The organism is Pleionea sediminis (assembly GCF_007570825.1).
Taxonomy (GTDB): domain Bacteria; phylum Pseudomonadota; class Gammaproteobacteria; order Enterobacterales; family Kangiellaceae; genus Pleionea; species Pleionea sediminis.
The window spans coordinates 177,809-192,885 of the sequence record NZ_SUNB01000005.1 but is presented as its reverse complement, the minus strand read 5'-3'; the positions used below and the strand labels follow the sequence as shown (position 1 = coordinate 192,885).

Sequence of the window (15,077 nt, the reverse complement as noted above, 5' to 3'; positions counted from 1 at the left end):
AACGATTCATTTCGTCCAATAAAAAAGCCGGCATATGCCGGCTTTTTTATTGCACATTTAAATTACCAAATTTTTACGCGTTTCTCGGGTGGTAAGTACAAATCATCTTCTGGTTTAACATCAAATGCTTTATACCAGGCATCGTGATTACGTGGCGCTAGAGCTCTAAAACGCCCAGGAGCATGCGTTCCCGCTCGCAATTGCGAAAGCATAGATTCTTCTGTTCGTTTTTCTCGCCATACTTGCGCCCAAGCAAGGAAGAAACGTTGATCACCAGTAAGCCCTTCAATAACCGGTGCTTCTTTGCCATTCAAACTGAGTTTATAAGCATGATAGGCCATTGAAAGCCCACCGACATCTCCGATATTCTCACCCAAACTATTACGGCCATTCACAAAATTACCTTCGATAGGCTCATATTGGCTGTATTGCTCAGCTAGCATATCTGCCTTTTTCTCAAACGCGGCACGATCTTCGTCCGTCCACCAATTTCTTTGAATACCTTTCGCGTCCGATTTAGAGCCTTGATCATCAAAACCGTGTCCCATTTCGTGACCTATCACAGCACCGATCGCACCGTAGTTCACCGCAGGATCAGCATTCGGATCGAAAAACGGAGGCTGTAATATTGCAGCAGGAAAAACAATCTCGTTGAATGAACTGTTATAGTAGGCATTCACTCGTTGCGGCACCATACCCCAACGCTCTCGATCCGTTTTTTCTAACTCACGTGCAACTTCTTTCTCCTGGAAAAACTGTCTTAAATTACGAACATTCTTCATTAAATCCGAAGATGTAATTTCTAATCCATCAAGCGAAGGCCACTCGTCAGGATAGCCAATTTTAGGGCGGAATGCTTTTAGCTTCTCCAGCGCATTAACTTTAGTTTCCTCTCCCATCCAGTCCAAGTTTTCAATACGCTCACCTAAAGCAGTCCGAAGATTTTCGACAAGCTCAGACATTTGTTCTTTCGATGACTCAGGAAAATAACGATCGACATAAACTTTGCCAATTGCAAATCCGAGTGACTCGGTTCCCGACATTTGACTGATAGCCCGTTTCCATCGAGGACGAGGTTCTTGTTGACCGCGTAACGTTTTTCCGAAGAATTCAAAGTTTGTTTTGTAAATATCTTCAGACAATAGTGACGCATTATTACTGATCGTGTGATACGTCAAATAGCTTTTCCAAACGTCCAGCGGCTCATTATTAATGAGCTCTATAACTTTCTTTACTGGCTCTGGCTGAGAGACATTGATATGAGGAATTTTAAAGCCCGATGATTTAAAAAAGGCACTCCAGTCAAATCCTGAAAATTCTTTTTCAAACTCAGAACGATCAAATTGATTCAGAGTTAAATCTCGGTCTCGACGTTTTTCTCGTGGCCAATGTGCTTCTGCTATTTTTGTTTCCAAATCTAAAATAGCTTGAGCTTTTTCTTGAGCTTTGTCTTCACCAGCAAACTCAAGCATTTGAGCGATGTGTTTTACATATTCATCTCTGTATTTTGCGAAACGCTCACCGTCTTCCAAATAATAAGAGCGATCTGGCATTCCTAAACCACTTGCTCCTAAAGTGAACTGATATTGATCAGGATTTTTACGATTAAACCACATACCGCCAGACAGTGGAGACTCGCTATTCTCCAACCAAGCTTTTCCGAACGTTGAGGTTAAACCAGCAACATCTTTGATGTTAGTAATGGAATCTAAAACCGGCTTAATAGGAGTAATACCTTTTTTATTGATGGCTTCGACATCCATATAAGCATTATAAAAATCAGCTACTAACTTCGCCTCACCCTTGAGATCTTTTTTATCGGCAAGATCATCAATTATGGCTTTGACTTGCGCTTCACTGCGATCGGCCAGTTTATCGAAAGCTCCAAATCGAGTTTTATCCGCGGGCATTTCAAAGTTTTTATACCAGGTTCCGCCAGCATACATAAAGAAATCGTCACCCGGCTTAACACTTAAGTCTCGAGCATCTAACTCGACACCGAAACTTCCCATCTCGGCCTTGCCTTGAGAGTCTTCCGTTTTTGTTTTTGAATCAGCTTTTTCTGGGACGGTTTTAACGCTTTTCGCTTTTGCCACACTCTCATCAGACGAATCATCTGATTGACTGCAAGCTGTTAATCCAAGAGCGGCGGCTACACCCAGCGCTACTAATGACTTTCTCATCTTACCTCCTGATAAACCTAAACTTCATGTACAAATTATTTTGACCGCATACCATACTAAAAAATCTCGTAAAATGGTAAAAAACTTGCCAAGAATTGCAAACAGAATTTCTTCTTAAAGGGATTATGAAATGGGGGTTTTATTTTGATTTCCAATTGATAAGCTAACTGACCTCATCTTACCACTTACAATTATTGTTATTTTTCAATAGGTTAATTGAATATCAGGAGAATCTAAATTGCGAGTATTTGGTCTTCAGAGAACGATCAACAACAAACTTACTTACAAATCGCTTACGGTTTCATTGCGGATCGTATAACCAGAGAGATTGATTTTTCACCAGGCAAAGGTAAACAAATCTAAAACACATTAATATGATTTACAGTTAGAAGTGAAAAGTCAGTCAGGCATATAATCCGTTTTAATCATGCTAAAAACAATCTTTAACCGAAAGGATTTTCCTGAAAATGTTTTTGAATCTGTTCCACTTTATCACGATGCTTTTTTAAAGCTGCAACACAGTCAGGATCCACTTTATCTTTTGCTAACTCATCTAACTTTTTAAAAGCTTCGTCATTAGTCCATGCTTTTTTATAGGGACGCTCACTGGTGAGTGCATCAAAAATGTCGGCTACAGTGACGACTCTCGACTCGAGCGGTATTTGCGATCCTTTTAAGTGGCTAGGGTAGCCCGATCCGTCAATCGCTTCATGATGGTAAAGTACAATATTTTTCAGCATATCAATGTGGGTTACGCCGGATAGTCCATAATTATCAAGTAACTTCTCCACGAGCTTTTTGCCAGCCTCTGAGTGCGTTCGCATAACTTCAAATTCACTCTCAGTTAATTTATCATTCTTCAGCAAGATACTATCTGGTATTTTAACTTTGCCAATATCGTGCAATGGTGCAAACAAGTAGACATGTTCAACAAAAGCATCGTCCAATTGATATTGTACAGCCACTTCTCTGGCAATTATTCTTGCATAACGTGACATTCGCTCAATATGATTTCCCGTCTCTGGATCCCTTGAGTGGGTAATATCTAAAGCGGATTTAATGGTTGCTAATAATGTTCTTACCCTGGAACGTTCGTTAAACACTATCAACGTAATCATATGTCCAATCATATCTAAGTCAGATAATACTCGATCATGGAATACGTTTTTCTCTTTAGCATTAAAGAAAATAAATCCGAAAAAATAATTTTCCCAAATCATAGGTAACGTATAGCTGGACTCGAACCCAGCATTCACTAACGTTTTAGAATGTTCATTTTTAGAATCCAACTGATAAGTAGTTAAGTCATTTATTACACGTGGCGATTTTGATTCGGCCACTTTTTTTAACGAATGACAGTTTTCCAATTGAGTCTCATAATGCTTTAACGGTGTTCTATCATCACTACTATAAGCAAACGTTCGAACACTTCCCGTTGAAGTATCGTACAAAGCAACAGCAATTCTAGCTACAAACGGATGTTGTTCTTTCACTGTCTTATGTAGAACGGATAATTTTTCATTGACCGTTCCGCTTTGGGATAAAGCTTGAAGCGACTCCTGCTTTCGATTCATAGGCGTCTCCATGGAATGCCAAGAGTAACCTTTAGTTTAGACGAACATTATATCAAACACTGAAAAATTAATGTTTTCGCGTCACTCTAGATGACCGAGATTCAAACTCATCCCGTTCCATAGCCCAATTCGATATCAGCATTAAAAACGACAGCTAAGTGACTGATTTATTATAAATAGATGCTCATTCTAGATTGAATAAAATTTAAATAGTCTAATACCTGGTTACATCTATGAGGCTTTATTAAAGATCAGGAAAAGATGATATCGAGTAGAATCACTTCAAATTCACTTACCGAGGATTCTACATGAAAAAATCTAAACGCCTCTCTCCTTTAGTATTGGTCTTGCTCTTCGCCGCCGTTAATGCTTCAGCCATTGATTTAACTCTCCGCTCTCCAGAAGATTTAACTCGCGACAAAACAAGCCATCCTGAGAAAATCATTGAACTGGTTGGAGTTAAACCTGGTGACTCGGTACTCGATTTTCTTGGTGGTGGAGGTTACTACTCAGAATTGATTTCTCGAGCAGTTGGACCATCCGGCTCTGTGACACTTCATAACAATAAAGCCTACCTACCCTATATTGGTAAAGAGCTCGAAAAAAGGCTAGCAAACAATCGACTTAATAATGTTTCTAAAATAATCAGTGAGGTCGATAATTTTAAGTTAGGAAGCGCCAAATATGACAGTGTCTTTTTTGTTTTAGGCTTTCACGATTTATTTTATAAAGATAACGGCTGGGACGTGACTTTTGATAAAGCGATTCCTCAACTTTATAAAGCATTAAAACCTGGCGGAAAGCTATTAATTATCGATCATGAGAGTTTACCAGGACGTGGCAAAAACGACGCTCAAAACCTGCATCGCATCGAAAGCGTTTTTGCGAGAAAACAACTAGAAGAAAGTGGATTTAAACTAATAAATTCTTCCGATGTATTAGTTAATACAAACGACCCCATGAACGTCAGTGTTTTTGAAAAAGATTTGCGCAGAAAAACCAATCGCTTCGTTTATGTTTTTGTAAAAGGTTAAAAACCAGCCACTAAAAAGGCCCGCTATACGGGCCTTCTTCTCACTAGAAAACTCAAGCTTACAAAGCATTCAAGAAGTTGAGCAAGTCAGTGATTTCACTGTCGGTCAGTTCTAATGGCTTAATATCGGTATCGATTACGACCTGCTCATTTGAGCCCTCATTATAGGCATCAAGCACTTCTCGTAAAGTCGCAATGCTACCATTATGCATGTAAGGCGCAGTTTGGCTGATACCTCTTAAAGTCGGCACTTTAAATAATTTGAAATCGCGATCTCGAGACGTCATTTCAGCGCGACCAATATCATCGCTCGTTACCAGACCTGTACTACGAAAACTTTCATCGGTAAAGTTATCACCGGAGTGACAACCACTGCAACGCGCTTTACCTTCAAATAACAAGAAACCTCGGTATTCTGAATCAGTTAATGCAGAACGATCACCAGCTTTAAAATCATCAACGCGAGTTCTTGGCGAAAACTGAATCGCCTGGAAACTCGCTAAAGCAGAATTGATCGTTTGTTCGCTCGGTCCTTCACCAAAAACACTTTGAAAACGCGATGCATACTCACCTTCTGTGCTTAAACGTGAAATCAATTCATTCATCGGTAAGTTCATTTCATGCTCAGCCTGAATGGGTATTGACGCTTGTCGATCTAAACTACCCGCACTTCCACTCCAACCTTGAAATGTCGAAAACAATCGGTTTAATAAAGTTGGCGTATTTCTAACACCAGCATCCGTTGGTTCATTGCCCTCAGCAATTGCGAGTCCATCGGTAAAGTTTCTTTCTGGATCATGACAGGTTGCGCATGAAGTCTCTCGATTTTTAGACAGCATAACGTCATTAAATAAATCTTCACCTAACTCCGCTGCTGATTCACTGAAATTGTCGATTGAAATAGCCTGCCCGCTTAATGACTGCAAATGCGAGGGAATCATTGCCTTAAGAGTGGAACTCGCTTCACTATGAATATCTACGTTTGCATAGTAACCAATTTCATAGTTTAAACGCTTAACATTCGACACTTTCACTTCATCTAATAGTAACAAGCCACTTGAGTTCTGAGGACCAACTCTGACTTGTCCGGTAGTGTTTAACGCCCCAAAATTAGATGCAATTTGTTCGGCACGAGTCATGCCATTTAAATAAAGTTTCATTTCCTTTGTTGTTGCATCAAAAGTTAATGCAACATGTTGCCATTCGTTGGTGGTTATCGATGGACCAGTTAATCGTTGAGAGCTACCTTCAGAATCCCATATTTCAGCCTTTAAATTGCTACCATTGGCAAGCGATACCGAAATTCCATCTTGCATATTAAATAATTGAATTGTACCACTACCATTAACTTTCTTTACCCAAAAGTCGATAGTGAAGCCATTCGCTAAAGAACTCCAACCTCTATTTTTTGTTACCTGGATATAGTCACCGCCGTTAAAATAAATCGCCTGTCCATAACGGCCAACAATTTCATCTTGCTCATTAAACTCAAGCGGAAATTTTGCGCCAATTAACTCCCCATTATTAAAGTTGCCCGACGTATCATTGGTTTTATTAACTTGATAACTTCCGGCACGATTGACTTGCTCATTCATTCCATAATAAAGAATAAAATTGCCGTCGAGATAATCGTTGAATCCTACTTCAGAATAATCACGCGAGTTACTTCCAATAATTGGATAGACCGGTCCCCGTAAAGAATAAGGAATTTTCAAATCATCGACGTCTTTGAACGGAGCCCACATGGTCGTAAAAGCTCCTGGAGAAGATAAGAAGAGTCGGCTTTTACCGCGCATTGGATTGATTGGCCCATCAATATGTCGAAAAGTCCAACCTGTCCATCGCCCAACTACTGTCGTCGCCGTTCTTCGGGCACTTACGCCCTCTCGTGAAGCTTGGAAAAATAACTCGGAGCCATCTCGACTCACCCAAGGGTAAGCACCTTTAACTAATTCACCTGGATTATAATCGTTACCTGTCGCGTCTAATAACGGACGTTCGGCAATCGGGTAGCGCACATAGAAAGGAAGACCATCAACCAATGTATCCTTATCATCCCAATACATATTGGCGATTGACTTTGGAACGCTCCAATCGTTAACTCCACCTGGCGTATGATTCCAACTATAAACTAAGTTATCAATTCGGCCGTCATTGTCTGGATGTCCCTGACAAATCACCAATCGTCCATCAATGGTTGCCGAAGGTTCGATACAGCGAAAATCTAAATTTTCTGTTGTTTGAAAGCGTTGAAATTCAGTTGTAAATTCTGCACTTAATACTTGCGCATTTCGGGTATTCGCGTCACTAACAATGATTGTGGCTCGTTGAAATCCCATTTGATCATTATCACCATTTCGCTTAGAAGTATGATAAACCAGTGCTTTGTATGTACGATGTGTGCCGTTTGCAGCGAAATTTCCGTTGGCATCTGAAGGATAAGGATTTTCACGAGTTTCGGCAGGATCAATGACAATAGCTAACCAGTTTATTTGCATATCTGGTGCATCGTCATTAGCGAGCATTAACAAATCACTACCAAAAGCACCCTGTTTAAAATCCACTGAACCGTCGCTATTGCGCGCAATGCGTTCTGGTCGAAATGCCGTGGCGAACCAGCCTTGAGTACGTTTACGAACAATGACTCTTCCATCCCAAGTAACAGAATGCCCATTACCACCAAAGCCAGTGTCTATAATTTGGGGAAAACCAAGTTGGCGATCATCATTTCGTGCATACAATGCTGCATCGGGAGAAGAGAAACGATTCAAACTATCTGCGGTGCCATCACCTGAGCCACCGGTATCATCATCGGAACCCGTATCTGTATCACCACCAGAATCATCGGTTGGACAATCTTCGGTGCCATCACTAGTATCGGTTTGCCAAACAGCTTCATCACTCGCGTTATGCAAAATTAAGTTACCATCGTTGTGTAACATCAAATAAGTTGCGCCAGAACCTGCGGTTCGACTGGACCAAACTGCTCCGCCCTCTGAATTGCGAATGACTAAATTCCCATCGCCTTGTAATCGAACTCGAACCGCATCTTGATTGTGAGTGCCAGAGGACCATATGGCGTTACCCGAAGCTTGTTCTCTCAGAACCAGATTGCCATCGCCTTGCATATAAAGCCGATAATTTTCATTAGTTGACTCAAGAAACTCATTAGCAACAAGTTGTTGCTCTGTCGCTAAACTATTGGTTGCGGTTGGAGAATCGGTATCACAACTATCAGGATCGTCTCCGGTTCCATCATCTGAACCGTCATCTGAACCGTCATCTGAACCGTCATCTGAACCGTCATCGGAACCATCATCGGAACCATCATCGGAACCATCATCGGAACCATCATCGGAACCATCATCGGAACCATCATCGGAACCATCATCGGAACCGTCATCTGAGCCGTCATCTGAACCGTCATCAATGCCGAAATTGGGATCAATATGGTCATCGGTGTGCGACAGCATCGATGGTGGTACAGCGATAACATCTCCACCATTCAATTGATAACTTAATGATAGCGACTGAGATCCACCACCTTGAAAGTATTCAATACGAAGCTGGTGATCTCCGGTGTCCAGAGAGAGCATATCTGAAATGACAGTAACAGCACCATGGGCGCCATCGTTATCAGCTATCAGTTGACCGTTGATATAAAGTTTTGATCCATCATCAGAATTAAGATGAAATTCATATTGTCCAGCGGAATCAATCGTTATCAAACCGTTTAGCACAAGCCCATAATCGCTTTCACCTAAATCATGGGTACCTACAGTTTCAACAATTTGGCTTGAAACGGGAGTTAGCGCGGCAAAATCGGGAAGTAATGTCCAACTACCATCGAATTTGTGGGCCCAAAGACCATTACCAGACACTTCCGTCGTATCATCATCAGAATTGCCGTTATCCGTATCGGAATCTTCAGATTCCCCACCTCCACAAGCACTTAGAAGAGTCGTTAGTAAAAGAAGTAAGAACGCTTTTCTAAAAAGCATTGTAAAACGTTGAATGATCCCGTTTATCATCATTTTAATTACCCGCCATTAACATCCATAACGCTTGGTCCAAACCAAAAACTATCTCTAGTGACACGGCCATGTGCGTTTCAATTCAGCTAAAAAGTGAACCAGCACACAAACTCAAAGAAAAAATTACTCCCTTCGGGTACAGCTAAACTCACTTTCGCTAATTTTTATTATTGCAAGTTAATAGTAACGAATACTTTTTAGACATTCTGATACGGCGTTCAAACACAAGGCGTGATGAGATTCAAAGTTTGAACAGAATTACTGTTTTAGGAATCGGGGCGATTTGAAACAAAGCGTGAAGAATGAGAGGTTATAAATGACTTGTGGGAAGATGGCTTTATCTAATTGCTTTGTGTGTTGGAATGGGTGAAGCCAATAAAATTCTATCAACTTCACCTATTAATATTTAGTGATAGATTAGAACTTCCAAGTCCAACCAACACTGATTGCAGTGGCTTCAACACCGTCTTTATCGAGATAGTTAACATACTCAAAATTAAGAGCAGAACCAGGATTCATCGCAATATCACCGCCAAATCCATATGAAACATCAGTCTCAGAGTTTGAACCGCCAGGAAAAGAAACTTCAGTTCGAGCATATCCCAAAATGACATAAGGATTAAATTTTTCTTTTGGCATAAAATGATATGCAGCGAAAACACCAATCATACTATCAACATCAATGCTGTCATCGTCAGCGATACCTACTCCTAGTCTTCCTTCAACAGCAAAGTTTTTAGTAAATAATTTACCAAATTTCCCTTCAACTGCACTTGGCTCTACCGACCCTCCGCCACCATCAATTTCAACCATTTTGTAACTTACGCCAGCATAATTGTCAGCATACGCTCCTGCTGAAAGTAAAGATGCCAAGGCCAATCCGATAACTTTTTTATTCATTTTATTACTCCATTAAGTGTTCATTTTATTTCGAAAGCGTAAGAATAGCTAGGCCAGCAAATTCGTCAATAAAATTCTTTAAAAAATTGTAAAGATTTACATTTGAATAGTAGAACAAAACTCAAAAATAAATATTATTTAGATAAGCGAATTGTGGAACATTAAAATTTAGCAACTAAGCAACGAATAATTTGTTGCTTAGTTGACGGGTAAGATAATCGTTAATCGATTGATTAAAAACTGTAGGTCCAACCGGCACTAATGGCCGTACCCTCTAAAAAGTCTTTATCGAAGTATTGAACATATTCCACACTAATGGATGATTTTTTATCTATTGAAATATCAGCACCAATGCCATACGAAAAATCATTTCTAGTAACAGAGTCACCGCCTGGAACAGATAGTTCTGTACTTGAAAAGCCAGCAATTGCATAAGGAGTAACGATACTATCTAATTTAAAATGATAAGCACCAAATATACCTATCATTGAATCAATGCCAACGTCTTCATCATCCGCTACACCAATTCCAAAACGGCTCTCTAAAGCAATATTATTCGTTAACATATGCCCATATTTTCCATCAATAGCACTCGGCTCAATAGAAAAGCTCCCCTCACTTACTTCGACCATTTTATAGCTCACGCCTACATAATCGCCAGCATAAAGACTCATTGACAATAAAGAAGCTGCTGAAAGTCCAATTAACTTTTTATTCATTTTAGTTACTCCATTGTAAATTAAATAAAAGCGCATTCAACATAACCGATAATCAATAAGCGTCAACTTAGAAAATACCACAATGTGATAAAATTAAAATAATTATTATGAACCGGTTCAATATTTCAGAATAAATGATCAAAGTTAACTGCTTATTTAACTACGCAGTTAGGTTTCTAAATTGCAACCTGGCAATCATATTCAACCCCAAATACAACACCTCATGTAGACTCTTTGCTTGATACTTTATAAGTAAAAAGAAACTATTAGCCTTATCAAAAGACATGTTGTCGCTATAATAATAAATATATGATTATCTAAATAGGTTTGCACTGCGAGTATTCACCAAAACCACTAAAGAAATTTAAACAATATGCATAACGATACATTTGACAAAATTCTGAGTTTCCTTAAAAAAGTCGATATTGATTTCTCCTTATGTTCAATTAGCGAAACAACTTTCTTACCTGGTATGAAAATTGAAAATGGTGCGCTATTAATTGATACAGAACGACTAGAACATTCGGGAGATATCCTCCATGAAGCAGGACACATCGCCATTTCAACAGAAGAGCAAAGATTCTCTATAAGTGGGGATGCTAAGGATTTCGGTCATTCTGCCAGTGATGAAATGGCAGCAATCGCCTGGTCTTGGGCTGCTATAGTCCATATAAACTTGCCACCTGATGTTGTTTTTCATCCTGATGGCTACAAAGGTGGTTCAAATTCAATCATTAATGCATTTCAAAATGGGCATGGTTTCGGATATCCGATGCTTTACTCATGGTATATGTGCGAACTACCCACCCAGCCAAATGGATTTCCTAAAATGTTGAGTTGGCTTCGTTCCGAAAAAAACCACATTAATTAAACCTGTCACTGATAAATACAGTCTTTACTCAGCGTACTAAGTTTAAATGCTTTTATATTTCTAAACTGTAAAAGATAACTCACTATTGCGATGTTAGTTCAAACTTTGCGCTACGAAATACCTCACAATAATTTGCAGTCAAAACCTGCGTTCATTATCTAAATCATAGTGACCTAGCGCACAAAAAATATTGCGATACTGATTATTCGAAATAAAATCTAAAATAGTTTAGAGATATCTCGACGAAGTTATCAATATCTCTGTTAATTTATACTATGAAGTAGATTGAGTATCTGTTGTCGAGGTGTAAGATGCAAAACATTAATCCATTCATAATATCTTTTATTTTAACTTTCCTTGTTATTCCACTTAAAGCCGATGAGCATTGTGAAATTTATCCCATTACGGTATCTCAAGAACTTTTTGAAGATGCTGAAATAGGTGATAAGTTCAAAAAAATCAAAGCTGGCGATAAGCTAGATGAATTTGACTGGCTCACCTGGGATGGCGATCAAGATAAACGTAGTTTAGAAGAGAGCCTTATCCCTCCAGGGAATAGTGAGATATACATCAATCCGGATGACTTTAATGATACGGTTTTATCGATTGGCGATTTTGTTCAATCACGTGAAAAAGTAAAGAAAAATAAAGATGCAAAAGAACGACTTGAAGATCTTGAAGATACCATCATAACCATTCCTGTCTGGTCTAACCGAAGAGAAGTCGACGAGCGAAGAAAAGGGAAAGGAAAAGATGATAACTTCGATTACCAAATCGGCAGCTTTGCAAACATCCAACTGACTAAAACAAAAATGAAAAAGGATAAAAAAGGAAAGTTGGATTTTATCTACCTGGGTCCAACAGAATGTAATGTTGACCAAAACGTTCCGCCTATTGCGGTGGGTGGGTCATACGAAGGTAAGCAAGATGAAATCATTATAATATTTCTAGTCGCCAATGACCCTGATGGTGACCCCATTACTTACTCTGTCACATCGGAACCACAAAATGGGACTTTGATTGGTAGTGACTTTGTTTACCTGTATGTTCCTAATCCAGGATTTAGTGGTAACGACAGCTTTAACTTTGTTGCTAACGATGGTCAAGCAGACTCTAATACAGCGACAATATTTTTGAATATTACATCGTTGAACAATGCTCCCGTCGCCGAGGATATTCAAATAAATGGTCAAGAAGACAGTCAATTAACATTTACCGTCAATGTTATTGATCTTGATAACGATCCCTTAACATTTGCTATTGTTTCTCCACCGCAAAATGGAACACTATCAGGCGCAGGTCCAAACTTTATTTACACGCCAGATTCCGGATTTGTGGGTCAAGATACTTTTACTTTTGTTGCTAATGACGGCGTCGTGAATTCAAATGTTGCAACAGCAACCATTGTGATTGCGTCTTCCAGAAATACCGCTCCAGTCATTGAAAGTGACCAATTCTATGGATTTATGAACGAACCTTTAGAGTTTACGGTTGAGGCATTTGACCCTGAAAATGACGAACTTACTTATCGAGTTGTCGCTCCTCCTTATTTTGGCACCATTACCGGAGAAGGACCTACTTTTACCTACACACCAAATCAGGACTTCTTTGGCACCGACTTAATCGAAATTGTTGCTAGCGATGGCCAAGTGGAGTCCAATATTGGCGAGTTTTTTATGCAAATATTATCCGACGAATAATTTTAACTCATTAAGACAGCAAGGAAGCTGTCAACTTTTCTTACAAGTTACTTAAGTCCACTATGATGTCTGTATAAATTTCACTGATAGTGTTAATGCACTGTTTTACTAGAAACGACTAGACATCAATGTTCGCGATTAATTTCTTTTAATGGTAACCCCAACAGTTCGCACCCAATTGAATAGTGGTCTGAAAATATCCGTTCAAATTACTTTCGAATAAGATTATTCTCGAATGGATAATTGTCCCCCAAAGAAATCACCAAGGTTTGAGCAAGTAACCTTTAATAGAAATGGCAGAAAGATAAAAGCCTATATCGTCTTAGATGTATGTAAAGATTCAAATTTTCGGACTAAGCGAGTCAATATTCACGAATAATTCACTTGCAGCGACTCACGAACTTTCGGCATCATTCGTCGACTCACCGGAATTTTACTGCGATCATTCAACAGTAACGAGCCCGTTCCAGATTCACTTTCTAACGTTTGCACACTATCCAAATTAACAATAAAAGATCGATGCACTTTGATAAAGGTATTTGGCAATTGCTCCAGTAAATTCTTTAACGAACCACTGTATAAAGTCTGACGGTTTTCTTTAAGATACAGCTCAACATAATCACCCGATGCTTTACCGTAGACAATATCTGAGGTCATCACTTTCTCTAACTTTCCTGAACTGTGAATTGATAAACTGGCTGGCTTTGTTTGCTGCTTTCTTTGATCCAACTTATATTCAAGTTTAGCGATTAGTTCTTTTTCATGTTGTCGTTTCGACTGTTCGCGCGAAAACTCTTTAGCCTGAAGAACAAATAGATAACACATAAATAGTGCCGCAAAAACATAGAATAGAATTTCATGAAAAAAGCCTCGTGTCACGATAATAGCTAAAGCAAAAAACAAAAATGAAAGTAAAAGAATAAAGTTTGACCACTTAAAGGTTTTCCTAATTTCAATACCTAATATTACAATGGCGACACAGCTTGGAATTAAAGTTGCCATACCTGTTTTTGCATCAAAGCCAGGTGACAATAACACTGCAGTTATCGTTAATAGTACTCCCGAATAGGTCCAATGCCAGTAATGCCGGGCCTGATATTTACGGCTAATATAAAACAACACACAAATACCAAACCCAAGTGATAAGCCGGTAACCAGAAGTAATCGCAAATCATGAATGGGATATGAATATTGAAAAAGGCCTCGAAATATTTCTGCAAATAACTGGCCGGCTAAAAGAATCGACATGAAAAAGAAAATCAATGCATGCTTTCGCTGCTGTAAATTGAAACAGAGTGTCAGGTAATAAATGGATGCCAATAAAAATATACCTGATAATACCAAGCCAATTTGGCTGAACTGCTGAACAAAACGATTTGCCTCACCATAACGAGCAAGGCCAATAAAGTGCAGAGGTCGTCCTAAATGCAAATAACCATGTTGTGAGGACATTTCTAAAACAATGTAATTTTGTTTTGATTTGAGCAATCGACGGGGCAAAAAAAAGACGGAATCCATATAACCCGGTAACTCATTCTGAGGTTCATTCGCCGGTGTGCCATTGTTACCCACTAACTTTCCATTGAGATAAATTCGGCTCGATGCCTTACCCATAATATACAAGCCCAAGGGTTCATTATCTAACTGCCAGGAGTCATCCAAAGTAAAGGAAATTACGATCCAAACAAGACCCAATTGTGGATCAATCGAAGCCAGTTCTTGAGAGTCACAGCGGCTATCAAGGTCCTGAAATTTCATCGATGTTGGTTCGAGTGAGTCACACACCCAAACGGGTTTTTTAGTTAACGATCGCAATGTGTCTGCTGAAAGTGTTGCCGAATAAGCCAGCAAAATTAGCAAATACAAAAAGGACAGCTTGTTAGTCAAGTTGGATTCCTGTGGAGTTATATTCAAACGTTTGAGATTGCCACGACCTATCAATAAGTGACAGATTAAGCATAACCGCTTACCGAAAAAGCGCTACCGTTAACCGAATTCATCCCAAAAACAACCACCTCTGAACGAAATTCACTCACTTGTAAATGAAAATTCTGATGTCATAA

General features: G+C 39.3%; 9 protein-coding genes. 3 read left to right on the top strand and 6 right to left on the bottom strand.

Translation table 11 applies throughout. From position 1 onward, the window contains the following. Positions 1–62 precede the first annotated feature (62 nt). Both FAX86_RS17455 and FAX86_RS17450 read right to left on the bottom strand, forming a co-directional pair. On the bottom strand, positions 63–2,183 hold the full coding sequence (locus tag FAX86_RS17455) for a M13 family metallopeptidase (RefSeq protein ID WP_144394765.1): 2,121 nt from the start codon (positions 2,181–2,183) through the stop codon (positions 63–65). A gap of 443 nt (positions 2,184–2,626) precedes the next feature. Further along, positions 2,627–3,757 (bottom strand): HD domain-containing phosphohydrolase, encoded by a 1,131-nt coding sequence (locus FAX86_RS17450; protein ID WP_144394764.1) that lies wholly within the window; start codon positions 3,755–3,757, stop codon positions 2,627–2,629. Positions 3,758–4,065: 308 nt separating this feature from the next. Here FAX86_RS17450 and FAX86_RS17445 point away from each other — a divergent pair, with 308 nt between their 5' ends. Next, positions 4,066–4,791, top strand: a complete 726-nt coding sequence (locus FAX86_RS17445) for a class I SAM-dependent methyltransferase (protein ID WP_144394763.1) — start codon at positions 4,066–4,068, stop codon at positions 4,789–4,791. A gap of 58 nt (positions 4,792–4,849) precedes the next feature. Here FAX86_RS17445 and FAX86_RS17440 read toward each other — a convergent pair whose 3' ends face one another. The 3 genes from FAX86_RS17440 to FAX86_RS17430 all read right to left on the bottom strand — a co-directional run bounded on the left by FAX86_RS17440 (position 4,850) and on the right by FAX86_RS17430 (position 10,443). After that, entirely contained in the window at positions 4,850–8,824 is a 3,975-nt protein-coding gene (locus tag FAX86_RS17440) for a cytochrome c peroxidase (protein WP_144394762.1), read from the bottom strand. Positions 8,825–9,241: 417 nt separating this feature from the next. Further along, complete coding sequence (locus FAX86_RS17435) at positions 9,242–9,724, bottom strand: outer membrane beta-barrel protein (RefSeq protein WP_144394761.1); 483 nt, start codon at positions 9,722–9,724, stop codon at positions 9,242–9,244. Positions 9,725–9,957: 233 nt separating this feature from the next. Next, a complete protein-coding gene (locus FAX86_RS17430; protein ID WP_164503657.1) occupies positions 9,958–10,443 on the bottom strand; it encodes an outer membrane beta-barrel protein in 486 nt (161 codons plus the stop codon). 373 nt (positions 10,444–10,816) lie between these two features. Here FAX86_RS17430 and FAX86_RS17425 point away from each other — a divergent pair, with 373 nt between their 5' ends. Beyond that, positions 10,817–11,314: a hypothetical protein gene (locus FAX86_RS17425; RefSeq protein ID WP_144394759.1), complete on the top strand. Its 498-nt coding sequence runs from the start codon at positions 10,817–10,819 to the stop codon at positions 11,312–11,314. Positions 11,315–11,625: 311 nt separating this feature from the next. After that, a complete protein-coding gene (locus FAX86_RS17420; RefSeq protein ID WP_144394758.1) occupies positions 11,626–13,014 on the top strand; it encodes a cadherin-like domain-containing protein in 1,389 nt (462 codons plus the stop codon). A 369-nt stretch (positions 13,015–13,383) separates the two neighbouring features. On the opposite strand, the gene FAX86_RS17415 is transcribed toward FAX86_RS17420, so the two are convergent. Continuing rightward, entirely contained in the window at positions 13,384–14,901 is a 1,518-nt protein-coding gene (locus FAX86_RS17415) for a LytR/AlgR family response regulator transcription factor (RefSeq protein ID WP_144394757.1), read from the bottom strand. Between the last annotated feature and the right edge of the window lie 176 nt (positions 14,902–15,077).

Bases quoted from the DNA above. Each gene is read 5' to 3' on its own strand.
- FAX86_RS17435 (WP_144394761.1), bottom strand. From the start codon at position 9,724: ATGAATAAAAAAGTTATCGGATTGGCCTTGGCATCTTTACTTTCAGCA.
- FAX86_RS17455 (WP_144394765.1), bottom strand. From the start codon at position 2,183: ATGAGAAAGTCATTAGTAGCGCTGGGTGTAGCCGCCGCTCTTGGATTA.
- FAX86_RS17425 (WP_144394759.1), top strand. From the start codon at position 10,817: ATGCATAACGATACATTTGACAAAATTCTGAGTTTCCTTAAAAAAGTC.
- FAX86_RS17440 (WP_144394762.1), bottom strand. From the start codon at position 8,824: ATGATGATAAACGGGATCATTCAACGTTTTACAATGCTTTTTAGAAAA.
- FAX86_RS17430 (WP_164503657.1), bottom strand. From the start codon at position 10,443: ATGAATAAAAAGTTAATTGGACTTTCAGCAGCTTCTTTATTGTCAATG.
- FAX86_RS17445 (WP_144394763.1), top strand. From the start codon at position 4,066: ATGAAAAAATCTAAACGCCTCTCTCCTTTAGTATTGGTCTTGCTCTTC.
- FAX86_RS17450 (WP_144394764.1), bottom strand. From the start codon at position 3,757: ATGAATCGAAAGCAGGAGTCGCTTCAAGCTTTATCCCAAAGCGGAACG.
- FAX86_RS17420 (WP_144394758.1), top strand. From the start codon at position 11,626: ATGCAAAACATTAATCCATTCATAATATCTTTTATTTTAACTTTCCTT.